Origin of the sequence: Streptomyces sp. NPDC050418, assembly GCF_044458745.1 — a bacterium.
Taxonomy (GTDB): domain Bacteria; phylum Actinomycetota; class Actinomycetes; order Streptomycetales; family Streptomycetaceae; genus Streptomyces.
The window spans coordinates 312315-336233 of sequence record NZ_JBITIG010000010.1 but is presented as its reverse complement, the minus strand read 5'-3'; the positions used below and the strand labels follow the sequence as shown (position 1 = coordinate 336233).

The window sequence follows — 23919 nt, the reverse complement described above, 5'->3', positions numbered from 1 at the left end:
GGCGCGTAGGCGAGACTGACCCCGTGGCAGCCACCGAAGACACCGCAGCAGCGCAGGACACCGGACCGCCCACGGCCGAGGAGCCGTCGGGGCGGCCGCAGACGATGCCTCGGTGGCTGCCGCGCGCCATGGTGCTCGCGCTGGCGCTCTTCGCCTGCTTCCAGCTGGGCAGTTGGGCCTTCCACCAGCTGACCGGGCTGCTGATCAACGTCCTGATCGCGTTCTTCCTCGCGCTCGCCGTCGAGCCCGCCGTCAGCTGGATGGCACACCACGGCCTGCGCCGCGGGGCGGCCACCGGAATCGTCTTCCTCGGCGTGATCGTCGCGGGCGCCGGGTTCATCACGCTGCTCGGCTCGATGCTCGCGGGCCAGATCGTGGAGATGGTCGAGGACTTCCCGAAGTACCTCGACTCGGTGATCAACTGGATCAACACGACCTTCCACACCGAGGTGTCCCGGGTCGAGCTGCAGGACAGCATCGTCCACTCGGACTGGCTGCAGAAGTACGTCCAGAACAGCGCCACCGGCGTCCTCGACGTCTCGGCACAGGTGCTCGGCGGCCTCTTCCGGCTGCTCACGATCCTGCTGTTCTCGTTCTACTTCGCCGCCGACGGACCGCGCCTGCGCCGCGCGCTCTGCTCGGTCCTGCCGCCCGCCAAGCAGGCCGAGGTGCTGCGGGCCTGGGAGATCGCCGTCGACAAGACCGGCGGCTACCTCTACTCGCGCGGTCTGATGGCGCTGATCTCCGGAGTCGCGCACTACATCCTGCTCGTCTCGCTCGATGTGCCCTACGCACCCGCGCTCGCGGTGTGGGTCGGTGTGATCTCGCAGTTCATCCCCACGATCGGTACGTATCTGGCGGGCGCCCTGCCGATGCTGATCGCGTTCACCGTGGACCCCTGGTACGCGCTGTGGGTGCTGATCTTCGTGGTCGTCTACCAGCAGTTCGAGAACTATCTGCTGCAGCCCAAACTCACCGCCAAGACCGTCGACATCCACCCGGCGGTCGCCTTCGGTTCGGTGGTCGCGGGCACGGCGCTGCTCGGTGCGGTCGGCGCGCTGATCGCCATCCCGGCCGTCGCCACGCTGCAGGCATTCCTCGGCGCGTATGTGAAGCGGTACGACGTGACGGACGATCCGCGCGTGCACGGCCACCGGCGCCGTGGCGGCCCGCCGCTCGCCCGGCTGCGCAAGGCGCTGCGCGGCGAGGAGACCGGGACGCCGGTGGACCGGACGGACACCGGGAACGAGGCGGCCGCCGCCGCCGCGGGCAGGCACACCGCCGAGGACGGGACGGGCCCGGCCGCCGGGGATCCCGACGACCGGACCTGATCTCCCTCACCCGGGGGCGACTCAGTGCCGCTCCAGCTCCACACGCGGCAGCACCCTGCCCAGCCACGCGGGCAGCCACCACGCGCGCCTGCCGAGCAACTGCATCACGGCGGGCACGATCAGACAGCGGATCACGACCGCGTCGAGCAGGATCGCCACCGCGAGCCCGAGGCCGAACTGCTGCAGCATCCGGTCGGGGCTCAGGATGAACGCCGCGAAGACGACGATCATGATGGCCGCGGCCGCCGTGATCACCTTCCCGGTCGCCGCGAGCCCCTCGCGTACCGCCGCCTGCGGGTCCTTCGTGCGCTCCCACTCCTCGTGGATGCGGGAGAGCAGGAACACCTCGTAGTCCATCGACAGACCGAAGACGATCGCGAAGATCATCACCGGGATGAAGGCCTCGATCGGACCGGGCTCCACACCGAACCAGCCGTGCTGGAAGACCAGCGTGATCGCGCCGAGCGCCGCGCCGATGCTCACAAGATTGAGCAGGGCCGCCTTGAGCGGGATCAGGACGCTGCGGAAGACGAGCAGGAGCAGCAGTGCCGACAGCCCGACCACGATCGCGACGAACAGCGGCATCCGCTCGGAGACGGTGGACGCGAAGTCCTCGGTGGCGGCGGTCGATCCGCCGACCAGGAGCCGTGCCCCGGTCTCGTCCTCCAGCGGCGGCAGTACGTCGCCGCGCAGATCCTTGACCAGCGTCGAGGTCGCCTCGTCCTGAGGCGCCGACTCGGGGAAGACCAGCAGCGTGCCGGACTCGCCGTCCTTCGACGGGATCGGTCCGCCGACGGCGGCGACGCCCGGGGTGTCCGCGAGGGCCGTACGCACCGGACCGAGGTCCTGGGCGCCCTCGGCGACCACGAACAGCGGCCCGTTGAAGCCCGGTCCGAAGCCCTCGGCCAGCAGGTCGTAGGCCTGACGGCTGGAGGTCGTCCGGGCGTCGTTGCCCGCGTCCGCGAAACCGAGCCGCATACCCGCGGCCGGCGCGGCGAGCGCACCGAGCGCCACCACGGAGACGATCAGCGCGACCCACGGCCGCCGCTGCACGCCCGTGGCCCAGCGCCGCCAGCCCGCTCCCTCGACCCGCTGCGACTTGGCCGCGCGCTTGGCGACCTGGCGCTGGATCCGGGCGCCGAAGATCCCGAGCAGCGCGGGCAGCAGGGTCAGGGAGGCCGCCATGGTGACGAGCACGGTGAGTGCGACGGCGAGCGCCACGCCCTGCAGCGACCCGAGGCCGAGCGCGACAAGGCCCATCAGGGCGATGATCACGGTGCAGCCCGCGAAGAAGACCGTACGGCCCGCGGCGTCCAGGGCGGAGCGCGTGGCCTGCTCCGGTGCGGCGCCGCGCAGCAGTTCGGTGCGGTAGCGCGAGAAGATCAGCAGGGCGTAGTCGATCCCGACGCCGAGGCCGACCAGCATCATGATCGGCGGGGTGAAGTCGGCGACGTTCGCGAGATGCGAGGCGAGCGCGATCAGCCCGATCGACGACCCGACCGCGAACAGCGCCGTCAGCACCGGCAGGCTCGCCGCGACCAGCGACCCGAACAGGAACACCAGGATCACCAGCGCCCCGAGGATCCCGGCCCCTTCGGCCGCACCGCCCCCGGCCTCCTCCGCGCCGCGCGCGGCGTCCCCGCCGACGGCGGCCTCGGTCCCGTCCCCGTCCAGGGAGTCGGCGGCCTCGATGATGGCGAGGACATGTTCCTTGGGTACGTTTTCGGCGGCGCCGTCGAGCGTCACGGTCGCGTAGCCGACGGTGCCGTCTCGTGAGACCGCCGCCTCGTCCTCGTACGGGGAGATGACGCCGGTGACGCTCGGCAGGCCCTCGACCTTCGCGAGCACCTCCTCGACCCGGTCGCGTACGCCGGCGTCCCGTACGCCGCCCGGGTCCTTGACCACGATCTGCACGGAGGCGTCGGCCTGCGCGGAGCCGTGCCGCTCCAGGACGCTCTGCGCGGTCTGGGAATCGGTGCCGGGCAGCGAGAAATCGTTGTGGTACGCGCTGCCGACCGCCATGGACACCCCGGTGATCCCGGCGACGAGCACGACCCACAGGACGAGGGCCCGCCACCGGTGGCGGTGCGAGAGGACGGCGAGCCGCTCGAAGACGCTCGACTGCCGGGGTGGGCGCGTGAGTTGATCAGTGGACATGAGGGGCTCCAGGATCTCTGTGAAGGCCGGTGGTCAGAGGTAGGAGGGCCGTGTCACGCGGCCCCGGAACGTGTGCCACATCCACGCCTGGACGGCCACGAGCAGTGGCGTCACGACGAGCAGGGCGGGCACGAGCAGATCGATGGACGAGCCGGCCGACTCCGTGAGGGGCAGCCGGAGGCCGGCGAGCAGCGGAAGGGCCGCCATCAGGGCGGCCGTCAGCGCGAAGGACTGCCAGGCGCGGGCGGTGCGGCCGACCAGTACGCGTGCACGGGCGTACGGGTCGCCGGTCAGCCGCAGCACCGCGAAGCCGAGCCCGTGCGCGGCGAAGAGCGCGGCGACCGCGAGGGCCGTGAGCGCGGCGACGGGACCGTTCGCGGGCGCGTCGAGCGAGCCGCTGAACAGCCCGGCGAGCAGCCAGCCCCACGCCAGCGCGACGGCCCAACTGCCGCCTGCCACCGCCGTATCGCAGACGAGACGCCAGGTGCGTCCGTCACCGCTCTCACCCGGGTGTCCGCCCACGCGGCCGCGCAGCCACAGCCCCATGTCGCGCACGATCCAGCCCGCGAGCAGGGCCACGACGACCGGGAACTGGCCGCTCAGCAACTCCCCTTCCAGATCGGGGAAGCAGCCGATGAGCAGTCCGGCGGTGGCCACCAGCCACACCTCGTTGCCCAGGAAGAACGGGGCGAACGAGGCGATCACCAGACGGCGTTCGCGGTCCGTGCGGCCCAGGTACGGGGCGAGCATCCCGGTGCCGATGTCGGCGCCCGCGAGGACGAAGTAGCCGGCGGCGAAGAAGCCGAGCAGGGCGATGGCGAGGGTTTCCATGGTGGCGGCTCCTAGTAACGCGCGGCGGGCAGGGCGACGGCGGGGTCATCGGCCTCGCGTTCGTCGAGGCCCAGGTCGGTCTCGACGGGGCCGCGGCGGGCGTGGCGCGCGATCAGCCAGAAGTTGAGGACGGCGAGCAGCGCGAAGAGCGTCGTGAAGACGATCAGCGACAGCCGCATCGAGCCGGGGGAGACCTGCGAGACGGCGTCCTCGGTCTTCAGCAGGCCGTACACGACCCAGGGTTGGCGGCCCGCCTCGCGGAACACCCAGCCGCTGATCATCGCGAGATAGGGCAGCGGCACCGCGGCCATCAGGACCACGTGCCAGAACCGGAAGCGGAGGACGACCTTGCGGAAGAGGGCGAGTACCGCGCCGCCGATGCAGAGCCACATCATCAGCGCGAACGCGAGCAGCATCAGGATGCCCGCGGTGCGCGTGACCGCCTCCGAGGGCACGTAGTCACCGGGCCCGAACCGCTCCACCATCTCGGCCTGCAGCTTGGCGATCTCGGCGGTCTTGGCGCTGAACACGGCCTCCTTCATCGGCTGCATCCCCACGAACTGCAGCCCGCCGAAGGTCGCCGTCACGAACAGCGCGGGCAGCGCGAGGAACACGCCGATGCGCAGGCTCTTGCCGAAGAACTCCCACTCGGCGGTGCGCTTGAACAGGTGGTACGCGGAGACGCCCGCCATGAAGAACCCGGCCGTGAGCAGCGCGCCGCCCAGGACGTGCCCGAAGGCCAGCAGCGCGGAGGGGTTGGTGAACACCTCGACCGAGTTGTCGAGGACGAGGCGGCCGTTCTCCTCGCGGTGTCCGACGGGGTTGTTGAGGAAGCCGTTGGCGACCAGGATCCAGTACGCCGAGGCGTACGCGGTGAGCGTGACGCCCCAGATCAGCGCCAGGTGCACCCACTTGTTGAAGCGGTGCCAGCCGAAGATCCACAGTCCGAGGAACGTGGACTCGACGAAGAAGGCGATGACGGTCTCCAGCGCCATCGACGAGCCGAAGACATCGCCCGCGTGGTGGGTGAGACCGCTCCAGCTGAGCCCGAACTGGAACTCCATCACCAGACCGGTGACGATGCCGACCGCATAGTTGATCACGTACAGCTGGCCCCAGAAGCGCACCATCCGCGGGTACAGCGGCCGGTTCCCCAGCGTCGCCGCCGTCTGGAGACAGGCGACGACGGTCGCGAGGCCCAGGGTGAGCGCGACGAAGAGGAAGTGGCCGCCCGCGGTGAGCGCGAACTGCAGCCGGGCGAGATCGAGCGTTTCCGGATTCACGCCCTCAGCGTCGGACTACGGCTTGGGGCGGGGCGTCGGGCCGGGGTGGACAGTGGGGGTACTACCTGGGTTGTGGGGTGGGGTGGGGGTGTACCACTGGAGTTGTGTCGGGGGTGGTGGTGGTGTCGGCGTCGGGCCGGGGTGGCGGTGTCGGCGTTGGTGGTGGTGGCGTTGTCAGTGGTGGCCGATAGCCTTGAACGGGCCGGTGGGCCCCCGGGCGGGAGGGGTCTGTCCGGCCCGGGAGGTCCGGCCCGTCAGCCCAGCCACCCCGGCGTGATCATCCCCGACTCGTAGGCCAGGATCACCAGTTGGGCGCGGTCGCGGACGTCGAGCTTGGTCATGATCCGGCTGACGTGGGTTTTCGCGGTCGCGGGGGACAGGACCAGGCGCTGGGCGATCTCGTCGTTGGACAGACCGGCCCCCACCAGGCCCATCACCTCGCGCTCGCGGTCGGTGAGCGCGTTGAGCCGCGGGCTCGGGTCGGGCTGCTTGGCGCGGCCCGCGAACTCCGCGATCAGGCGCCGCGTCACGGCCGGGGCGATCAGGGCGTCGCCGCGCGCCACCACGCGTACGCCGTGCAGCAGCTCCATCGGCTCGGTGTCCTTGACCAGGAACCCGGAAGCGCCCGCGCGCAGCGCCCCGTACACGTAGTCGTCCATGTCGAAGGTCGTCAGGATGATCACGCGGACGCCTTCGAGCGCCGCGTCCGCGGTGATCCGCGCGGTCGCCTCCAGGCCGTCGAGCACGGGCATACGGATGTCCATGAGGACCACGTCCGGTCGCAGCTGCTTGGCGAGCGCACAGGCCTGCTCGCCGTCCGAGGCCTCGCCGACCACCTCGATGTCGTCCTCGTCGTCGAGCATCGAGCGGAAGCCCGCGCGCACCAGCGTCTGGTCGTCGGCGAGCAGGACGCGGATCGCGTCGGTCCCCGTACCGCCGGCTGCCTGGTTCATTCCGCCCCCTGGGTCGTGGTGATGGACGAGAACGGCAGCCGGGCCGTGACCCGGAAGCCGTGCTCGGTGTTCTCGGTGCTCAGATCGCCGCCGAAGGCCCTGGCCCGCTCGGCCATTCCGCGGATCCCGCTGCCCTGCCCGTTCTCGTCGGGCGCCCCGAGCCCGTTGTCCTCGATCACCAGCCGCAGCTCGTCCGTACCGTAGCCGAGCTCGATGACGGCTCCGGTGGCCTGCGCGTGGCGGGTCACGTTGGTGAGGGACTCCTGCACGATCCGGTACGCGGCCAGGTCCAGGGGCGGTGGCAGCGGGCGCGGGTCGCCTTGTGTCCTTGTCTCCACGTCGAGCCCGGCGCTCCTCGCCCGCTCGACGAGCTCGGGCAGCCGGTCGAGGCCCGAAGCGGGCGCGGTCGGTGCCGCCTCGCCCGCGCCGCGCAGCATTCCGAGTGTGGAGCGCAGCTCGCGCAACGCGTCCTTGCTGGTGGACTTCACGGCCTCCAGGGCCTCTTCGGCGGTGACGAGCGCGGTCGCGGGGTCGGCCGCGTGCTGCTTCTTGCCCAGCTTGTGCAGAGCGGCACTCGACTGGACGTTGATCAGCGAAATGCTGTGCCCGAGCACGTCATGCACCTCGCGTGCGATCCGCAGCCGCTCTTCGGTCGCGCTCTGCTGCGCCCGCGCCTCCTGCTCGCGCGCGGCGGCGAGCGCACGGGCGCGTACCTCCTCCAGATAGGCGGTACGCGTGCGTTGGGCCCGGGCGAGCACCAGGATGCTCAGGAGCCAGCCCGCCAGCATCATCACCGACTCGTCGCTGACGTGCCGCTGGTCCGCCGGCCCTCGCACCTCCCCGTAAGCGATCATCAGCATCACCCCGATGCCGAGCGCGACCGCCGCGGCGAACCGGCCCTCGGCCGCTGTCGTGTACAGCGCGATCACGAAGGTGATCAGTAGTGGGCCGTCGGACACGCTGAGCGGGTAGTACGCGGCGCAGGCGGCGAGCGTGAACAGGGCGACGGCGACCGGACGGCGGCGGCGGAAGTACAGCGCGCCGCAGGCCAGCGCGATCAGCGCCCAGCCGAGCGCGGCCTGCCAGAACGTCTCGCTGCGGCCCCGCATCGACCAGAGCGTTCCCCCGGTCACGATCACCGCGACGGTCACCGCCACGGCGATGTCCGTGCCGCGTTCCGACAGACGGCCGGCGAACGGGCGGGGCGGGGAGTCAGACATGGTCGAAGGATATTCGTGCGCCGCGGGGGCGGCCCGGCCCATCCTGGACGGATGCCTTTTCCTGATGAAGCAGGGCCCGTGGCCGTGGTGGACCACCGGCCGCAATGGGCGGCGGACTACACACGGCTCGCCGGGGTCCTGCGCGACGCGCTCGGTGACCGGGCACTCGCCGTCGACCACGTCGGATCCACGTCGGTGCCGGGGCTGGCGGCGAAGGACTGCATCGACGTGCAGGTCCTCGTCGAGAGGATCGACGAGGACGCACAGACGGCGCTCATGGCGGGGATCGGCTTCCGCTGCCGCCCCGAGCCGTGGAACCGCTCGGAAGTGTCGAGTGGCCTGCACCTTCCCAAGCTGGTGTTCGCGCCGCCTGTGGGGGCGCGCCGCTGCAACGTCCATCTCCGCGTGGCGGGCGGTGCGGGCGCCCGGTTCGCGCTCCTGTTCCGCGACTATCTGCGCGCGGACGAGACGGCGCGTGAGGCATGGGGCGCGTTCAAGCAGCGGCTCGCCGTGAGCGTGACCGACGCCCCGGACTACGGGCAGATCAAGGTGCCGGCCACCGTGGTCCTGATGGGGGCTGCCGAGCGGTGGGCGGCCGCTGCCGGATGGGAGGTCGCACCCGCGTGGTGCGCTTGACACGTAAATCGAACATCCATTCTCATTGATGTACCGGCCTCACACCAGGCCCACGCACAGGCCTCGCGCAGGCCCAGGATTCCGGGGTTCTGCCGGGGTCGCTCCGGGAATCCGCGCGGGAGTTATCCACAGGCCGGACGGGCGTCGGGACGGATTGTCAGTGGCAGGCGATAGCGTCTTTGACGTGAAGCGATCGACTCAAGCAAATCGGGTGGAACCCATGGCAGGAACCGACCGCGAGAAGGCGCTCGACGCCGCGCTCGCACAGATTGAACGCCAATTCGGCAAGGGCGCAGTGATGCGCATGGGCGAGCGGCCGAACGAGCCCATCGAGGTCATCCCCACCGGGTCGACCGCCCTCGACGTCGCGCTCGGCGTCGGCGGCATCCCGCGCGGCCGCGTCGTGGAGGTCTATGGGCCGGAGTCCTCCGGTAAGACCACGCTGACCCTGCACGCGGTGGCCAACGCGCAGAAGGCCGGCGGCCAGGTCGCGTTCGTGGACGCGGAGCACGCGCTCGACCCGGAGTACGCGAAGAAGCTCGGCGTCGACATCGACAACCTCATCCTGTCCCAGCCGGACAATGGTGAGCAGGCCCTCGAGATCGTCGACATGCTGGTCCGCTCCGGCGCCCTCGACCTCATCGTCATCGACTCCGTCGCCGCGCTCGTGCCGCGCGCGGAGATCGAGGGCGAGATGGGCGACAGCCACGTGGGTCTGCAGGCCCGCCTGATGTCCCAGGCGCTCCGCAAGATCACCTCGGCGCTCAACCAGTCCAAGACCACGGCCATCTTCATCAACCAGCTCCGCGAGAAGATCGGCGTCATGTTCGGCTCGCCGGAGACCACGACCGGTGGCCGCGCGCTGAAGTTCTACGCCTCGGTGCGAATGGACATCCGCCGTATCGAGACCCTGAAGGACGGCACGGACGCGGTGGGCAACCGCACCCGCGTCAAGGTCGTCAAGAACAAGGTCGCGCCGCCGTTCAAGCAGGCCGAGTTCGACATCCTCTACGGGCAGGGCATCTCCCGCGAGGGCGGCCTGATCGACATGGGCGTGGAGCACGGCTTCGTGCGCAAGGCCGGTGCCTGGTACACGTACGAGGGCGACCAGCTCGGCCAGGGCAAGGAGAACGCCCGTAACTTCCTGAAGGACAACCCCGATCTCGCCAACGAGATCGAGAAGAAGATCAAGGAGAAGCTGGGCGTCGGTGTGAAGCCGGCGGTCGAGGGCGAGCCCGGCGCTGACGCCGCGGGTCCCGCGGCCGACGACAAGGATGCGGCCGCCAAGACGGTCCCGGCACCGGCGGCCAAGGGCAAGGCGACCAAGGCCGCGGCGGCCAAGAGCTGATCCGTGGTACGTCGCACCGAATGGCCCGGGGAGCCGGAGGACTCCGGCTCCGGGCCGCCCGCGTCCCGGGGGCGCGGGCGCCGTGGAGGCGGACGCCGACGGGGGTTCGGCGAACAGGACGGACGCCGGAGCGCGTCCGGTGATGAGGACAGCGGTTCCCCCGCTCCGTCGAGGGCCGGGGAGGGGGAGCCGCGCCCGCCGAGGGGCGGATCCGAGCGGGAGGCGGATCCGGCCGAGCGCGCGCGGAACATCTGCCTGCGCCTGCTCACGGGCACCCCGCGCACCCGCAAGCAGCTCGCCGACGCCCTGCGGAAGCGGGAGATCCCCGACGAGGTGGCCGATGAGGTGCTCACCCGCTTCGAGGAGGTCGGGCTGATCAACGACGCGGCGTATGCCGACGCGTGGGTCGAGTCCCGGCACCACGGCCGGGGGCTCGCCCGGCGCGCGCTGGCCCGTGAGCTGCGCACGCGCGGGGTCGACTCCATGACGATCGACGAGGCCGTCGGGCAGCTCGACTCCGACCAGGAGGAGGAGACGGCCCGCGAGCTGGTCGCCCGCAAACTCCGCGCGACCCGCGGCCTCGACCGCGACAAACGCATCCGCCGCCTCGCAGGCATGCTCGCCCGCAAGGGTTATCCCGAAGGGATGGCGCTGCGGGTGGTTCGGCAGGCGCTGGAGCAAGAGGGGGAGGACGTGGAGGAGTTGGGGTTCGGGGAGGAGTGAAGGGGCGCCCGGGTGGGGGCCGGGGCGGGGGGTCCGGAGGGGGAGCGGGTTCGGTCGGGTGTGAGGGGCTGGGGCGATTTCGTCCCAGGGTATGGGGACGAATCGGGCGCTGTGTGGGACGAAGACGCCACCAGCCTTGGGTCAGTGGCCGATCGGCAGCACAGGACGGTCAATCGGCGTCCACGGCCTGGATCGCCGGACGTGCCACGACCCCTTCGGACGCACCCCGGCCCACCGCCTTCGCCCCCTCCGGCCCAGCGCTCTCCTCCGCGGACCGCTCCTCGGAGCCGGCCTCCGCCACGCCGGCCTCAATCACGCCGGTCTCCGCCACGCCATCCTCCGGCGACCGGCCCGCCGCCCGCCGCGCCCCCGAAGCCGGGGCGGGCAGTCCTCCGCGCGCCGCGTCCGCCGCCTCGTACAGCTCCGCGGGCCGTACGCCGCCGAGCGCCGTCACCAGATGGCCGTCCGGACGGATCAGGAGCACGGTGTGCGCGACCGCGCCGGGATAGCCCTCCGCGACCAGGAGTTCGGCCGGCAGCGGCAGCGCCGTCACCGCCGCCGCGAGCCGGGGCATCACCCCGGCGGTCAGCCAGTGCCGCCGGTCCCACACGCCCGTGCCCGGCGCGACCAGGACCACCAGCATCCGCCCGCGCCCCAGCCGCTCCCGCAGCGGCACCAGCGCCCCGTCGGGCGCGGTCACCGGCACGTCCGTGACCGGCGCGCCCTCCGCCGTACCCACCACGACCCGGGACGCGGCGGGTTCGTCGGGCGCCAGCGGCGACGCCTCGTACGAGGGCAGCGCGCCCAGCGGCCCGCGCCCCAGGTGCCCGTCCGTGAGCAGCGCGTCATGACCGCGCGCCGTCCCCGGCACGTACGCCCGCAGCCCTCCGCCGCCGCGCAGTATCGGCAGCGCCTGGTCGGCGGCGCGCAGCCGGGCCGCGACCGCCGTGCGGCGCTCGGCCTGGTAGCTGTCGAGCAGCAGCTCCGACTCGCCGTGATCGCGGCACAGCGCCAGCTTCCACGCGAGGTTGTCCGCGTCGCGCAGACCCTCGTCCACCCCCTGTGTGCCGAGCGCGCCGAGCAGATGCGCCGCGTCCCCCGCGAGGAAGCAGCGGCCCACGCGCCAGCGCCGCGCGAGGCGGTGGTGCACGGTCTGCACACCGGTGTCGATCAGGTCGTACGGAGGGGTCGCACCGCACCAGCCCGCCAGGGTGTCGCGGACGAGTGCCACCAGTCGCTCGGGCGTGACGAGTTCGCTGCGGGCGGGCAGCAGCCAGTCCAGGCGCCACATGTCGTCGGGCAGCGGACGCGCGGTGATCTCGGCCGGTGCGCCGCGCCAGGGCGCCATCCGGTGCAGCAACGCCTCGCCGGGCCACGGCAGTTCGGTGCGCAGCGCCGCGACCGCGTGCCGCTCCACGGCCGTACGGCCCGGGAAGCGGACGTCGAGCAGCTTGCGCACTGTGGAGCGCGGGCCGTCGCAGCCGATCAGATAACTGCCGCGCCACCACGTGCCCTTGGGGCCGCGGGTGTGCGCGGTGACCCCGCCGGCGTCCTGCTCGATCGAGTCGAGGCGGCTGTTCACGGCCACCTTGACCAGACGCTCCTCCTCGGCGGCGGCCCGCAGGGCGGCGGTCAGCGTGTGCTGGGCCAGGTGCGCCGGGCCCGGATCGGCGGTGTCGAAGGTGACCTGCCGCAGCTCCTGCTTGCGGCGCAGCGAACGCCAGCCGGTCCAGCGGGCGTCGCTCAGCGTGATCCCCGTGAGCCGTTCGGTGAGGGCGGCGGTGTCCTCGCGCAGCACCACGGTGCGCGCGGGACGCTGTTCGTCCTTGCCCGGTCCCTCGTCGAGGACGACGGACGGGACGCCATGCCGGGCCAGGGCCAGGGCCGATGTGAGGCCCACGGGCCCGGCGCCCACGATGATCACCGGGTCCACGGTGCGGCGCCTCCTGCCGGGAGGGTGCTGCAATGCTGCGGACAACGGGCAGTTGACGCGGGGTGCACGATCACAGAACGTATGCAACCGACTGCATGCCTCCCTAGTCAAGCCGCGCCCCCCAAGCCCACGGAACCCTTCCCTCCGGAGAGCCGCCGTGTTAGCGACGGGCACCCGCACCCGGTGTGACCTCGGCCCTGGTGTTCACCGTCCGTGACCTGGCAGGATCGCCCGCATGCAGCTCGCACTCCCACGCATCGGCAGGCGCCGAGCCCTCCAGGGGGCGGTCGCCGGCCTTGTCGTGTTCGGGCTGCTGCTGTGGTGGCTGCTGCCGTTCGGCGAGGACCGGCCCGGTGGGCGCGTGGTCTTCAGCACCGGCGGCGTCGGCGGTGTCTACGAGGAGTACGGCAAGCTGCTCGACCAGGCGGCCGCCGACGATCTCCCCGATCTCGACATCGACCTGCTGACCAGCAAGGGCTCCAAGGAGAACGTCGAACGCGTCGCCGACGGCGAGGCCGACTTCACGATCGCGGCCGCCGACGCCGTGGAGCAGTACAAGCTCAGCGGCGCGAGCGGCGCGGCCCGGCTGCGCGGCTGCGCCCGGCTCTACGACGACTACGTCCATCTGGTCGTCGCGGCCGACTCGGGTATCGAGGAGGTCTCGCAGCTGCGCGGCAAGCGGGTCGTCGTCGGTCCCGAGGGGTCGGGCGTACGGATCATCGCCGACCGGGTGCTCGCGGCGGCGGGTCTCGACCCGGCCGAGGACATCGAGCCCTTGGAGGTCGCCTCGCAGGACGGTGACGATCTCCTGGAACAGGGCGAGGTCGACGCGTTCTTCTGGTCGGGCGGTCTGACCACGCCGTTCGTCGAGAAGCTCTCCGAGCGGATGCAGATCTCGCTCGTCCCGCTCAACGAGATCGTCGACAAGCTGCACGACCAGCCCGGACCCTCCGGGTACTACCGGGAGTCGGTGATTCCCGCCGACGCGTACAGCAAGGCCCAGCGCGGCAAGGACATCGGCACGATCGCCGTGGCGAACCTGCTGATCACCACCGACCGCACCGACGACCGGCTCACCGAGTGGCTGACACGCGTCGTCATAGGGCACCGGGACAGCATCGGCAACGAGGTGCACGCGGCCCAGGTCGTCGATCTGCGGACCGCGCTGTACACCGATCCGCTGGATCTGCACGACGGGGCGCGGCGCTACTACCGCTCGGTCAAGCCGTAACGCCCGGACCGGAGCGGGCCACCGAAACGCCGCCCGCCCTCACGTCCCTCACGTCCCTCACGTCCCTCACACCCCGTCCGGCCCCACGCGAGGCACCGTCACGGTCACCTTCAAGCCGTGCGGCACGTTCTGGGCGTATGCGATCGAGCCGCCGCAGGACGTGAGCAGGGCCCGGGTGATGGACAGGCCGAGGCCCGAACCCTTGACGTTCTGATGGCGGTTGCTGCGCCAGAAGCGGTCGCCGACCCGGGTCAGTTCCTCCGGGGTGAGCCCGGGGCCGCCGTCCGCGATCTCGACCGTGACCGTCGAGCCGTTGGCCGCGACCGCCACCGTGACCTGCTCGCCGGACGGCGTGAACTTCAGGGCGTTGTCGACGACCGCGTCCAGCGCGCTGGACAGCGTGACCGGGTCCGCCCAGGCCGTCGCCGCGCGCAGCCCCTCCGAGCGCAGCACGACCCCCCGGTCCTCGGCGAGCGCGCCCCAGGCCGCGACCCGCTCGGCGACCAGCTCGCCGACGTCCGTCAGCTCCGGCTCCACCCCCGCGTGCTCCGCGAGCGCCAGGTCGAGCAAGTCGTCGAGGACCTGCGCGAGCCGCTTGCCCTCCGTGCGGACGGAGGCGATCTCCTCGTTGCCCTCGGGCAGTTCGAGCGCGAGCAGCTCGATCCGCAGGAGCAGCGCGGCGAGCGGATTGCGCAGCTGGTGCGAGGCGTCCGCGACGAAGGCGCGCTGCTGCTCCAGGACGTCCTCGACGTTGTCCGCCATCTCGTTGAACGAGTGCGCGAGCCGCCGCAGCTCGGGCGGCCCGCCGGCCACCGCGACCCGCGACTTCAGCCGCCCCGTGGCGATGTCGTGCGTCGTCGCGTCCAGATCGCGTACGGGACGCAGCACCCAGCCCGTCAGGCGCAGCGCCGCCCCGATCGCCAGGAACATGGCCGCCGTCTCACCGGCCGCGATCAGCACCCAGCCGCGCAGGATCTCCGACCGCATCTTGCCGGTGGGGGAGTCGGTGAGGACGACCGCGATCACATCGCCGTCCCGTACGACCGGTGCCGCCACGAACAGCCGGCGCTGCTGCCAGGGCCAGATCTGCTGCGGATCCTGGTTGCTGTGGCTGTAGAGCGCGTCGTCGAAGGCCTCGCGGCCCTCGCCGTCGAGCGGAACGTCCCAGGCGTGCGAGCGCGCCATCACCTCGCCCTCGCGGTGGAACACTCCGGCCCGGATCCCGTAGACCTTGTAGTAGCGCTCCAGGTCCCGGCGGAGGGTCTTGAGGCGCTCGCCCTCCTCGGTCGTCGGATGGGACTTCTCCGTGACGAACTGGGCGAGTCCGGCGAAACGGGTCGCGTCCTCGATCCGGTCCACGACCACGCGCTGCTGCTGCGCCGCGGCCAGGCTCACCGCGAGCGGGAAGCCGAGGGCCAGCAGGATCGCCGCCATGAGCACGATGAGCAGCGGCAGCAGACGCGTACGCACGAAGGGGTCCTATGCGGCAGGGGTGACGAGCCGGTAGCCGACCCCGCGCACCGTCTCGATCAGCGCGGGCATCCGCAGCTTCGAGCGCAGCGAGGCCACATGGACCTCCAGGGTACGGCCCGTGCCTTCCCAGCTGGTCTGCCAGACCTCGCTGATGATCTGCTCGCGACGGAAGACCACGCCGGGGCGCTGGGCGAGCAGCGCGAGAAGGTCGAACTCCTTGCGCGTCAACTGCACTGCCTCACCCGAAACGGTGACCTGGCGGGTCGGCAGCTCGACGTGCACGTCGCCGAGCGTGATGCCCGTCTCGACCGGCCCGGTGGAGTCGTCCTGGTTCGTCCGCCGGCTCACCGCGTGGATACGGGCCAGCAGCTCGCCGGTGTCGTACGGCTTCACGACGTAGTCGTCGGCGCCGAGGTTCAGACCGTGGATCCGGCTGCGGATGTCGGCGCGTGCCGTCACCATGATCACCGGGGTCGTGCTGCGCTTGCGGATCTTGCCGCAGACCTCGTAGCCGTCCTGGTCGGGCAGGCCGAGATCGAGCAGGACGACACCGAAGGGCGGCTTGTCCGTGGGGAGAAGGGCGCGCAGCGCCTCCTCGCCGTTGCGGGCGTGCACCACGTCGAAGCCGTGCCGGGCGAGAACGGCGGACAGCGCGGCCGCCACGTGGTCGTCGTCCTCGACGAGCAGCAGTCTCATTGCGTCCCCCCTCCGTTCACCCGGTCCTTATGCACTAGGGCAGTCACGCTGATACAGCGTGACGGCGTCAAGGCCGGTCCTGTTACATACGGGTTCCGTTATCCAGCCGGTACGCGCGACGGGCGTCCCCTTCACGCAGTGTGTCCGGTTGCGGCCGGATCGTTATGCTCAATTTCCCCTCAGATGTAATGACGCTGGTTAGGTGGGGTTACTACTGTCCTCCCAACCGATGAGGACGGAGCAAGAACCCCCATGGCCGAAGTATCGGTGACCAAGGACGCCGCACCGGCGGCGGACGAACTGGTCGTGCTGAAGAACGTCAACAAGCACTTCGGCGCGTTGCATGTGCTCCAGGACATCGACCTGACCATCGTCCGCGGCGAGGTCGTGGTCGTGATCGGGCCCTCGGGCTCGGGCAAGTCGACGCTGTGCCGGGCGATCAACCGCCTGGAGGGCATCGATTCCGGGAGCATCACGCTCGACGGCAAGCCGCTGCCCGCGGAAGGGCGTGAGCTGGCCAAGCTCCGCGCCGACGTGGGCATGGTCTTCCAGTCCTTCAACCTCTTCGCGCACAAGACAGTGCTGGAGAACGTCACGCTGGGCCAGATCAAGGTCCGCAAGAAGAGCAAGGCCGAGGCCGAGACCAAGGCCCGAGAGCTCCTCGACCGGGTCGGCGTCGGCACCCAGGCCGACAAGTACCCCGCTCAGCTCTCCGGTGGCCAGCAGCAGCGTGTGGCGATCGCCCGCGCTCTGGCCATGGAGCCGAAGGTCATGCTCTTCGACGAGCCGACCTCCGCGCTCGACCCGGAGATGATCAACGAGGTGCTCGAGGTCATGCAGCAGCTCGCGCGCGACGGTATGACCATGGTCGTCGTTACCCATGAGATGGGCTTCGCCCGCTCGGCGGCGAATCGTGTCGTCTTCATGGCGGACGGGCAGATCGTCGAGCGCGCGACGCCGGAGAAGTTCTTCACGGCGCCCAAGAGCGACCGCGCCAAGGACTTCCTGTCGAAGATCCTGCACCACTGAGCCCGCGCGTCATCTGGCTTGCGCATCATTGAGCTGCTGCAACTCACCGAAAAGCAAAGGATGTTCACCATGAAGTTCCGTAAGGCCGGCCTCGCCGCCGCTTCCGTCCTGACCCTCGCGCTCACCGTTTCCGCCTGTGGTGACGGCGGCAAGAAGGACAGCGGCTCGGGTGGCACCGACGGCGGCGGCAAGGACAGCATCAAGATCGGCATCAAGTACGACCAGCCGGGCATCGGCCAGAAGACGCCGGACGGGTTCGCGGGCTTCGACGTCGACGTTGCCACGTTCGTCGCCAAGGAGCTTGGCTACGACGAGAAGAACATCGAGTTCGTCGAGACGCCCAGTGCCGACCGTGAGCAGGCGCTGAGCCGCGGGGACGTGGAGTTCATCGCCGCTTCGTACTCGATCAACGACGAGCGCGAGAAGCTGGTCGACTTCGCGGGCCCGTACCTGCTGGCCCACCAGGACCTGCTGGTCGCCGCCGACTCGGACATCGCCAAGGGCACCGACCTCAACGGCAAGAACCTCTGCTCGGTGACCGGCTCGACCTCCGCGCAGAACGTCAAGAAGACGATCGCGCCGAAGGCGAACCTCAAGGAGCTCAGCACCTACTCCGAGTGCATCGAGGGCCTGGCGTCCGGCAGCATCGACGCCCTGACCACCGACGACTCGATCCTCGCCGGCTACGCCTCGCAGCCCGCGAACAAGGGCAAGTTCAAGCTCGCCGGCCTCAAGCTGAGCAACGAGAACTACGGCATCGGTGTCAAGGAAGGCAACACCGAGCTGAAGGACAAGATCAACAAGGCGCTCGAGAAGATGGTCGCCGACGGTGCCTGGGACGAGGCCGTGAAGAAGAACTTCGGCCCGGCCAACTACAAGAACGAGCCGGCGCCGAAGATCGGCAACATCGTCAAGTAACCCTTGACCAGCGGCCCTTGCGGTGCGCCCGGCTCCTGGCCGGCCCGCCGGCCGCGTTGAACTGACGGTGCGCCGCCCGGTCTCCGGGCGGCGCACCTCACCAACGACACGCGGAAGCGCGGGAGATCGTGTTCGACTTTCTTGAAGGCTACGACCTGCTCGGGGCGTTCTGGACGACGGTGCAGCTGACCGTGCTCTCCGGAATCGGTGCCCTGGTCTGGGGCACCATTCTGGCCGCCATGCGGGTCAGCCCCGTGCCGCTGATGCGCGGGTTCGGAACCCTGTACGTGAACGTGGTGCGGAACATTCCGCTCACCGTCATCATCGTCTTCACGTCGCTGGGTCTCGCCGACATCTTCGGCATGACGATGGGCGCGGCCGACGACTTCCCGACCCAGGCCTTCCGGCTCTCGGCGCTCGGACTCGCCGCGTACACCGCCGCGTTCGTCTGCGAGGCGATCCGCTCGGGCATCAACACGGTGCCGGTCGGTCAGGCGGAGGCGGCCCGGGCCATCGGCCTCAACTTCACTCAGGTCCTGAGCCTCGTGGTGCTTCCCCAGGCGTTCCGTGCAGTGGTGGGTCCGCTCACCAACGTGCTGATCGCGCTGACGAAGAACACGACAGTCGCTTCCGTCATCGGTGTCACCGAGGCGGCACTCCTGATGAAGGAAATCATCGAGACCGAGGCGCAGTTGCTGATCACCACGGCGATCTTCGCGCTCGGGTTCGTGATTCTCACCCTGCCGACGGGGCTCTTCCTCGGCTGGATCGGCAAGCGCGTGGCGGTGAAGCGATGAGTTCCGTTCTGTACGACATTCCCGGCCCCCGGGCCAAGCGGCGCAATCTGATCTTCTCGGTCGTCTTCCTGGCCGCGATAGCGCTCGGTACGTGGTGGGCGATCAGCACCCTCGGTGAGGAGGGCCAGCTCGAATGGGCCAAGTGGGAGCCCTTCGTCAAGGGTGAGGCCTGGACCACGTACCTGCTGCCCGGCCTGGCCAACACGCTCAAGGCCGCCGCCCTCTCGATGGTCATCGCGCTGCCGCTCGGAGCGGTGCTCGGGATCGCCCGGCTGTCCGACCACGCCTGGGTCCGCGCCCCGGCCACGGTCGTCGTGGAGTTCTTCCGCGCCATTCCGGTCCTGATCCTGATGGTCTTCGCCAATGTGTACTACTCGCAGTACTGGTCGCTGACCATCAGCAACGAGGACCGCCCGATGTACGCGGTGGTCACCGGTCTGGTGCTGTACAACGCGTCCGTCCTCGCGGAGATCGTGCGGGCGGGCATCCTGGCCCTGCCCAAGGGCCAGACCGAGGCGGCCAAGGCGATCGGTCTGCGCAAGAGCCAGACGATGCGGACGGTCCTGCTGCCGCAGGCCGTGACCGCGATGCTGCCGGCGATCGTCAGCCAGCTCGTGGTGGTCGTGAAGGACACCGCGCTCGGCGGCGCGATGCTGAGCTTCACCGAGCTCCTCAACTCGCGCAAGACGCTGGCCTCGTACTACAGCAACGTGATCCCCAGCTTCATCGTCGTCGCGGTGATCTTCATCGTGCTCAACTTCCTCCTGACGTCGTTCGCCTCCTGGCTGGAAAAGCGGCTGCGGCGGGGCAAGAAGAGCACGGGTGTGGTGCTCGGGGCCGGTGACGCCGGCGAGGGCCTGGCAGGAGCGCCGACGCCTCTGGTCCCGGACGACGGCCGGGCAACGTAGCCGAGGGTGACGCAGAGTGGATTTGGGAGGGCAGCGGTGACGACACCGCTGCCCTCCGCGTATGCCCGCACGGGTCCGCACGGCTGGCAGCAGGACGCCCCCCACGCCTCGTAAACTGGATGACCGGCCGTCCGTCCGAGCGGGTGGCCGATAGCCCCGGACCTCCCGTAGACCTTCGTTTGGACTGATCTCTCGCATGTCGGCCACCCCGCGCACGTACGAAGTAATGACCTACGGCTGTCAGATGAATGTCCATGACAGCGAGCGGCTCTCCGGGCTCCTGGAGGACGCCGGCTACGTCCGCGCGCCCGAGGGCGCCGACGGCGACGCCGACGTGGTCGTCTTCAACACCTGCGCGGTGCGCGAGAACGCCGACAACAAGCTGTACGGCAACCTCGGCCGGCTCGCCCCGCGCAAGACCACGCGCCCGGGCATGCAGATCGCCGTCGGCGGCTGCCTCGCGCAGAAGGACCGCGACACCATCGTCAAGAAGGCCCCGTGGGTCGACGTCGTGTTCGGCACGCACAACATCGGCAAGCTCCCGGTCCTCCTGGAGCGCGCCCGCCTCCAGGAAGAGGCGCAGGTCGAGATCGCCGAGTCCCTGGAGGCCTTCCCGTCGACGCTGCCGACGCGTCGCGAGAGCGCGTACGCGGCGTGGGTGTCGATCTCCGTGGGCTGCAACAACACCTGCACCTTCTGCATCGTCCCGGCCCTGCGCGGCAAGGAGGAGGACCGCAGGCCCGGCGACATCCTCGCCGAGGTCGAGGCCCTGGTCGCCGAGGGCGTCTCGGAGATCACCCTGCTCGGCCAGAACGTCAACGCCTACGGCAGCGACCTCGGCGACCGCGAAGCCTTCAGCAAGCTTCTGCGCGCCTGCGGCGGGATCGAGGGCCTGGAGCGCGTGCGCTTCACCTCGCCGCACCCGAAGGACTTCACCGACGACGTGATCGCCGCGATGGCCGAGACGCCGAACGTGATGCCGCAGCTGCACATGCCCCTGCAGTCCGGTTCCGACACCGTGCTGCGGGCGATGCGCCGCTCGTACCGGCAGGAGCGTTTCCTCGGGATCATCGAGAAGGTGCGGGCCGCCATGCCGTACGCCGCGATCTCGACCGACATCATCGTGGGCTTCCCCGGCGAGACCGAGGAGGACTTCGAGCAGACGATGCACGTGGTGCGCGAGGCGCGCTTCACGAACGCGTTCACGTTCCAGTACTCGAAGCGTCCCGGGACCCCCGCCGCCGAGATGGACGGGCAGATCCCGAAGGAGGTCGTGCAGGCGCGCTACGAGCGTCTCGTCGCGCTCCAGGAGGAGATCTCGTGGGACGAGAACAAGAAGCAGGTCGGGCGGACGCTCGAGCTGATGGTCGCCGAGGGCGAGGGGCGCAAGGACGACTCCACGCACCGGCTCTCCGGGCGCGCGCCCGACAACCGCCTTGTGCACTTCACGAAGCCGGAGGAGGCCGTACGGCCCGGTGACGTGGTGACCGTCGAGATCACGTACGCGGCGCCGCACCACCTGCTGGCCGAAGGCCCGGTGCTCTCGGTACGGCGGACGCGGGCCGGGGACGCGTGGGAGAAGCGCAACGCGGCGCCCGCGGCTGCTCCGGCCGGCGTGATGCTCGGTCTGCCGGGCATCGGCGCTCCGGCTCCGTCGACCGTTCCCGCCGGGTCGGGCTGCGGCTGCGACTGAGGTTCCGCGGACACCTCGTATCGAGGCTTCGTACGGATCCGGGTCACGCCGGACGCCGGCAGCCCGGCTTCGTGCGGATCCGCCTCAACGTCACTCGGACTGTTGGGTACCCTGCCGATCATGCTCGTAGCCGCAGCCGTCTGTCCCTGTCCGCCCCTGCTCGTGCCCGCCGTGGCCGCCGGGGCGGCGCATGAGCTCGATGGGGCGCGTGCCGCCTGCGCGGACGCGCTCGGTGTGCTGGCCGCCGCGCGGCCGGACCGGCTGATCGTCGTCGGGCCCGCCGAGCAGAGCGGGCGGGGTCCGCACGCGCAGGGATCCGTCGGCACCTTCGAAGGCTTCGGTGTGGATCTCTCCGTACGACTCGGGGCCGGGGAGGCGACGGACGGCGTGCTGCCTCCCTCCCTCGCCGTCGCCGCCTGGCTGCTGGAGCGGGCGCAGTGGGCCGGACCCGTCGAGGGGCTCGGGGTCGGGGAGCCGCTCGCGCCCGAGCGCTGCTTCGAGGCCGGCGCCGCACTCGCCGGGCAGGCCGAACGCGTGGCGCTCCTTGTGATGGGTGACGGCAGCGCGTGCCGGACGCTCAAGGCACCCGGCTACCTCGACGAGCGCGCCGAGGGCTTCGACGCGGAGGCCGCCCGCGCGCTCGGTGCGGCCGATGTCGCGGCCCTGAAGGCGATCGACGCGGAGCTCGCGTACGAACTGAAGGCGGCGGGCCGCGCTCCCTGGCAGGTGCTCGCGGGTGCGGCGGAGGGGGCCGGGCTCGGGGGGCAACTGCTGTACGAGGACGCCCCGTACGGCGTGGGGTACCTGGTCGCGGCCTGGAGCTAGTGCCGCCGCCCCCGGAAGGATTCCGCCGCTCTGCAGGCGAGGACGAGAGACGGCCGCGGGGCAGGTGCCCCGCGGCCGTCGTCATGCGTGCGGCCCGCGCCCGTCGCAGGAAGTCCGGCCAGGCGGCTGCCTCGTCAGGAGGCCGGCGGCGTCGGCGTTCCGCCGGCAGCCGGAGGCGTGCCCTGACCCGGTGAACCGGGCCCCTGGCCGGGAGAGGACGACGGGCCCGAGTCCGATCCCGCGGCCAGCCGGTCGAGGGCGTCCTTCGCCTTGCCGGTGCCGGTACGGATCTTGTCGCTGTACTTGCCCTTGGTCTTCTCGTCCACGGTCTTCGCGGCCTTGTCGAGGCCGTGCTCGATCTTGTCCCCGTGCTCCTTGGCGAGGTCGCCGACCTTGCCCTTCGCCGGGGCGAGCCTGGCCTTCAGTGTGTCAAGGAGGCCCATGGCGCACCTTCTTCGTCGGACCGCCGCGGCCGCTGCCGGTCACGGGGACCTGCGCGTGCGCGGTCGGCTACTTGCGGGCGCCGTCACCGGCCTCGTTGTCCGCCGCCTGGTCGGCCGACTGCTGCTTCGGGATCTCCACCGACTCGGCGGTGGCCTCCTCGGCCTTCTCCTCGGCCGGTTCCGCCGCGACCTCGGCGGTGGCCTCGGCCTCGGGCTCGGCCGTCAGAGTGGCCGTGGATCCCTCGGCCGTTGACGCGGCCTCGGTCTCCTTCGCCTTACGACGGAACCGTGCAAAAACGCCCATTTCTACTCCAAAAGTACTCGTGCGAGCGAAATCCCGCCCCACCCGGAGCGTCTCCTTGCGACTCCCGGGGTTCCGGTCCTCGAAACCGGCGGCCGAAACCTCGCAACAGGCAACGAAGGCGAACGTGTGGCGTCACGTAGCTCGTTCGAGGACTTGCCGGGCGCCTGCGAGACTGGTCCGGTGAGTACCGCAGCAGCCACGCCCGCCCCAGGGCCCCGTGTCATCGCCGTCGTCGGCCCGACCGCCGCCGGCAAGTCGGATCTCGGCGTCTTCCTCGCGCGTGAACTCGGCGGTGAAGTCGTCAACGCGGACTCCATGCAGCTGTACCGCGGGATGGACATCGGCACCGCCAAGCTGACGCTCGACGAGCGCGCGGGCATCCCGCACCACCTCCTCGACATCTGGGACGTGACCGAGGCGGCCAGCGTCGCCGAGTACCAGAAGCTGGCCCGCGCCGAGATCGACCGGCTGCTCGCCGCGGGCCGCTGGCCGGTCCTCGTCGGCGGCTCGGGCCTGTACGTGCGCGGCGCCGTCGACCAGCTCGAATTCCCGGGTACGGACCCGGTGGTGCGCGCCCGCCTGGAGGAGGAGCTCGCCCTGCGCGGCTCCGGCGCCCTGCACGCACGGCTCGCCGCCGCCGACCCCGACGCGGCCAGGGCGATCCTGCCGAGCAACGGCCGGCGCATCGTGCGCGCCCTGGAGGTCATCGAGATCACGGGGCAGCCCTTCACGGCGAACCTGCCCGGCCACGACTCGGTCTACGACACCGTCCAGATCGGCGTGGACGTCGCCCGCCCCGAGCTCGACGAGCGGATCGCGGTGCGCGTCGACCGGATGTGGGAGGCCGGTCTCGTCGACGAGGTGCGGGCGCTGGAGGGGCAAGGGCTGCGCGAGGGCCGTACGGCCTCGCGGGCGCTCGGCTACCAGCAGGTCCTCGCCGCGTTCGCGGGGGAGTGCACCGAGGAGGAGGCGCGCGCCGAGACCGTGCGCGCCACCAAACGCTTCGCGCGCCGCCAGGACTCGTGGTTCCGGCGTGACCCGCGGGTGCACTGGCTCAGTGGGGCGGCCGCCGACCGGGGGGAACTCCCGGCCCGTGCAATGGCGTTGGTCGAACGAGCGGTTACAGCCTGATCACGTGATGGCATCGGGACGCTCCGGCGGTCATCGGGGCCTGACCGCCCGTGCCA

The 23919-nt window shown here is 70.8% G+C and carries 22 protein-coding genes; 12 read left to right on the top strand and 10 right to left on the bottom strand.

What is annotated here, in order from left to right; genetic code table 11:
* The first annotated feature begins 104 nt into the window (after positions 1-104).
* Positions 105-1331, top strand: coding sequence for an AI-2E family transporter (locus ACIBI4_RS25505; RefSeq protein WP_399206392.1), 1227 nt, complete (start codon positions 105-107; stop codon positions 1329-1331).
* A gap of 21 nt (positions 1332-1352) precedes the next feature.
* On the opposite strand, the gene ACIBI4_RS25500 is transcribed toward ACIBI4_RS25505, so the two are convergent.
* The 5 genes from ACIBI4_RS25500 to ACIBI4_RS25480 all read right to left on the bottom strand — a co-directional run bounded on the left by ACIBI4_RS25500 (position 1353) and on the right by ACIBI4_RS25480 (position 7775).
* Positions 1353-3488: an MMPL family transporter gene (locus tag ACIBI4_RS25500; protein ID WP_399206349.1), complete on the bottom strand. Its 2136-nt coding sequence runs from the start codon at positions 3486-3488 to the stop codon at positions 1353-1355.
* Positions 3489-3521: 33 nt separating this feature from the next.
* Entirely contained in the window at positions 3522-4319 is a 798-nt protein-coding gene (locus ACIBI4_RS25495; RefSeq protein ID WP_399206348.1) for a cytochrome d ubiquinol oxidase subunit II, read from the bottom strand.
* A gap of 11 nt (positions 4320-4330) precedes the next feature.
* Positions 4331-5602, bottom strand: coding sequence for a cytochrome ubiquinol oxidase subunit I (locus ACIBI4_RS25490; RefSeq protein WP_399206347.1), 1272 nt, complete (start codon positions 5600-5602; stop codon positions 4331-4333).
* A gap of 254 nt (positions 5603-5856) precedes the next feature.
* The gene (locus ACIBI4_RS25485) at positions 5857-6555 is read right to left on the bottom strand and encodes a response regulator (RefSeq protein ID WP_399206346.1); all 699 of its coding nucleotides are present in this window, start codon (positions 6553-6555) and stop codon (positions 5857-5859) included.
* Positions 6552-7775 carry a sensor histidine kinase gene (locus tag ACIBI4_RS25480; protein ID WP_399206345.1) on the bottom strand — a complete coding sequence of 408 codons (1224 nt, stop codon included), beginning with the start codon at positions 7773-7775 and terminating at the stop codon, positions 6552-6554. The genes ACIBI4_RS25485 and ACIBI4_RS25480 overlap by 4 nt, the downstream gene beginning before the upstream one ends.
* A 51-nt stretch (positions 7776-7826) precedes the next feature.
* On the opposite strand from ACIBI4_RS25480, the gene ACIBI4_RS25475 reads away from it, so the two are divergent.
* The 3 genes from ACIBI4_RS25475 (at position 7827) to recX (ending at position 10482) form a co-directional block, all read left to right on the top strand.
* Positions 7827-8411, top strand: a complete 585-nt coding sequence (locus tag ACIBI4_RS25475; RefSeq protein WP_399206344.1) for a GrpB family protein — start codon at positions 7827-7829, stop codon at positions 8409-8411.
* 220 nt (positions 8412-8631) lie between these two features.
* A complete protein-coding gene (gene recA / locus ACIBI4_RS25470; protein WP_399206343.1) occupies positions 8632-9759 on the top strand; it encodes a recombinase RecA in 1128 nt (375 codons plus the stop codon).
* A 3-nt stretch (positions 9760-9762) separates the two neighbouring features.
* Positions 9763-10482: a recombination regulator RecX gene (recX, locus tag ACIBI4_RS25465; protein WP_399206342.1), complete on the top strand. Its 720-nt coding sequence runs from the start codon at positions 9763-9765 to the stop codon at positions 10480-10482.
* A gap of 169 nt (positions 10483-10651) precedes the next feature.
* Here recX and ACIBI4_RS25460 read toward each other — a convergent pair whose 3' ends face one another.
* On the bottom strand, positions 10652-12415 hold the full coding sequence (locus ACIBI4_RS25460) for an FAD-dependent monooxygenase (protein ID WP_399206341.1): 1764 nt from the start codon (positions 12413-12415) through the stop codon (positions 10652-10654).
* Between the two features lie 235 nt (positions 12416-12650).
* Between ACIBI4_RS25460 and ACIBI4_RS25455 the strand changes: the two genes are divergently transcribed.
* Entirely contained in the window at positions 12651-13646 is a 996-nt protein-coding gene (locus ACIBI4_RS25455) for a TAXI family TRAP transporter solute-binding subunit (RefSeq protein ID WP_399206340.1), read from the top strand.
* Positions 13647-13712: 66 nt separating this feature from the next.
* Here the strand turns inward: ACIBI4_RS25455 and ACIBI4_RS25450 are convergent, their stop codons facing one another.
* On the bottom strand, positions 13713-15116 hold the full coding sequence (locus ACIBI4_RS25450; protein ID WP_399206339.1) for an ATP-binding protein: 1404 nt from the start codon (positions 15114-15116) through the stop codon (positions 13713-13715).
* Between the two features lie 9 nt (positions 15117-15125).
* The gene (locus tag ACIBI4_RS25445) at positions 15126-15815 is read right to left on the bottom strand and encodes a response regulator transcription factor (protein ID WP_399206338.1); all 690 of its coding nucleotides are present in this window, start codon (positions 15813-15815) and stop codon (positions 15126-15128) included.
* Positions 15816-16067: 252 nt separating this feature from the next.
* Between ACIBI4_RS25445 and ACIBI4_RS25440 the strand changes: the two genes are divergently transcribed.
* From ACIBI4_RS25440 to ACIBI4_RS25415, 6 genes are all read left to right on the top strand, one after another.
* Complete coding sequence (locus ACIBI4_RS25440) at positions 16068-16844, top strand: amino acid ABC transporter ATP-binding protein (protein WP_399206337.1); 777 nt, start codon at positions 16068-16070, stop codon at positions 16842-16844.
* Positions 16845-16913: 69 nt separating this feature from the next.
* Positions 16914-17762 (top strand): glutamate ABC transporter substrate-binding protein, encoded by an 849-nt coding sequence (locus ACIBI4_RS25435; protein WP_399206336.1) that lies wholly within the window; start codon positions 16914-16916, stop codon positions 17760-17762.
* Between the two features lie 128 nt (positions 17763-17890).
* The gene (locus tag ACIBI4_RS25430; protein ID WP_399206335.1) at positions 17891-18559 is read left to right on the top strand and encodes an amino acid ABC transporter permease; all 669 of its coding nucleotides are present in this window, start codon (positions 17891-17893) and stop codon (positions 18557-18559) included.
* The gene (locus ACIBI4_RS25425) at positions 18556-19467 is read left to right on the top strand and encodes an amino acid ABC transporter permease (protein ID WP_399206334.1); all 912 of its coding nucleotides are present in this window, start codon (positions 18556-18558) and stop codon (positions 19465-19467) included. The genes ACIBI4_RS25430 and ACIBI4_RS25425 overlap by 4 nt, the downstream gene beginning before the upstream one ends.
* 196 nt (positions 19468-19663) lie before the next feature.
* On the top strand, positions 19664-21160 hold the full coding sequence (gene miaB, locus ACIBI4_RS25420; RefSeq protein WP_399206333.1) for a tRNA (N6-isopentenyl adenosine(37)-C2)-methylthiotransferase MiaB: 1497 nt from the start codon (positions 19664-19666) through the stop codon (positions 21158-21160).
* 120 nt (positions 21161-21280) lie between these two features.
* A complete protein-coding gene (locus ACIBI4_RS25415) occupies positions 21281-21985 on the top strand; it encodes a class III extradiol dioxygenase subunit B-like domain-containing protein (RefSeq protein WP_399206332.1) in 705 nt (234 codons plus the stop codon).
* 134 nt (positions 21986-22119) lie between these two features.
* Here ACIBI4_RS25415 and ACIBI4_RS25410 read toward each other — a convergent pair whose 3' ends face one another.
* Together ACIBI4_RS25410 and ACIBI4_RS25405 are read right to left on the bottom strand one after the other, a co-directional pair.
* Positions 22120-22428, bottom strand: a complete 309-nt coding sequence (locus ACIBI4_RS25410; RefSeq protein ID WP_399206331.1) for an antitoxin — start codon at positions 22426-22428, stop codon at positions 22120-22122.
* 67 nt (positions 22429-22495) lie between these two features.
* Entirely contained in the window at positions 22496-22732 is a 237-nt protein-coding gene (locus ACIBI4_RS25405; protein WP_399206330.1) for a hypothetical protein, read from the bottom strand.
* A 180-nt stretch (positions 22733-22912) separates the two neighbouring features.
* On the opposite strand from ACIBI4_RS25405, the gene miaA reads away from it, so the two are divergent.
* The gene (miaA, locus tag ACIBI4_RS25400) at positions 22913-23863 is read left to right on the top strand and encodes a tRNA (adenosine(37)-N6)-dimethylallyltransferase MiaA (RefSeq protein WP_399206329.1); all 951 of its coding nucleotides are present in this window, start codon (positions 22913-22915) and stop codon (positions 23861-23863) included.
* Positions 23864-23919: the final 56 nt, after the last annotated feature.

Excerpts from the sequence above, each read along its gene's own strand:
- ACIBI4_RS25445 (WP_399206338.1), bottom strand. The coding sequence starts at position 15,815 with ATGAGACTGCTGCTCGTCGAGGACGACGACCACGTGGCGGCCGCGCTG.
- ACIBI4_RS25500 (WP_399206349.1), bottom strand. The coding sequence starts at position 3,488 with ATGTCCACTGATCAACTCACGCGCCCACCCCGGCAGTCGAGCGTCTTC.
- ACIBI4_RS25455 (WP_399206340.1), top strand. The coding sequence starts at position 12,651 with ATGCAGCTCGCACTCCCACGCATCGGCAGGCGCCGAGCCCTCCAGGGG.
- ACIBI4_RS25405 (WP_399206330.1), bottom strand. The coding sequence starts at position 22,732 with ATGGGCGTTTTTGCACGGTTCCGTCGTAAGGCGAAGGAGACCGAGGCC.
- ACIBI4_RS25495 (WP_399206348.1), bottom strand. The coding sequence starts at position 4,319 with ATGGAAACCCTCGCCATCGCCCTGCTCGGCTTCTTCGCCGCCGGCTAC.
- ACIBI4_RS25505 (WP_399206392.1), top strand. The coding sequence starts at position 105 with ATGCCTCGGTGGCTGCCGCGCGCCATGGTGCTCGCGCTGGCGCTCTTC.
- ACIBI4_RS25480 (WP_399206345.1), bottom strand. The coding sequence starts at position 7,775 with ATGTCTGACTCCCCGCCCCGCCCGTTCGCCGGCCGTCTGTCGGAACGC.
- ACIBI4_RS25410 (WP_399206331.1), bottom strand. The coding sequence starts at position 22,428 with ATGGGCCTCCTTGACACACTGAAGGCCAGGCTCGCCCCGGCGAAGGGC.
- ACIBI4_RS25485 (WP_399206346.1), bottom strand. The coding sequence starts at position 6,555 with ATGAACCAGGCAGCCGGCGGTACGGGGACCGACGCGATCCGCGTCCTG.
- ACIBI4_RS25475 (WP_399206344.1), top strand. The coding sequence starts at position 7,827 with ATGCCTTTTCCTGATGAAGCAGGGCCCGTGGCCGTGGTGGACCACCGG.
- miaB (WP_399206333.1), top strand. The coding sequence starts at position 19,664 with ATGTCGGCCACCCCGCGCACGTACGAAGTAATGACCTACGGCTGTCAG.
- recA (WP_399206343.1), top strand. The coding sequence starts at position 8,632 with ATGGCAGGAACCGACCGCGAGAAGGCGCTCGACGCCGCGCTCGCACAG.
- ACIBI4_RS25425 (WP_399206334.1), top strand. The coding sequence starts at position 18,556 with ATGAGTTCCGTTCTGTACGACATTCCCGGCCCCCGGGCCAAGCGGCGC.
- ACIBI4_RS25415 (WP_399206332.1), top strand. The coding sequence starts at position 21,281 with ATGCTCGTAGCCGCAGCCGTCTGTCCCTGTCCGCCCCTGCTCGTGCCC.
- ACIBI4_RS25435 (WP_399206336.1), top strand. The coding sequence starts at position 16,914 with ATGAAGTTCCGTAAGGCCGGCCTCGCCGCCGCTTCCGTCCTGACCCTC.
- ACIBI4_RS25440 (WP_399206337.1), top strand. The coding sequence starts at position 16,068 with ATGGCCGAAGTATCGGTGACCAAGGACGCCGCACCGGCGGCGGACGAA.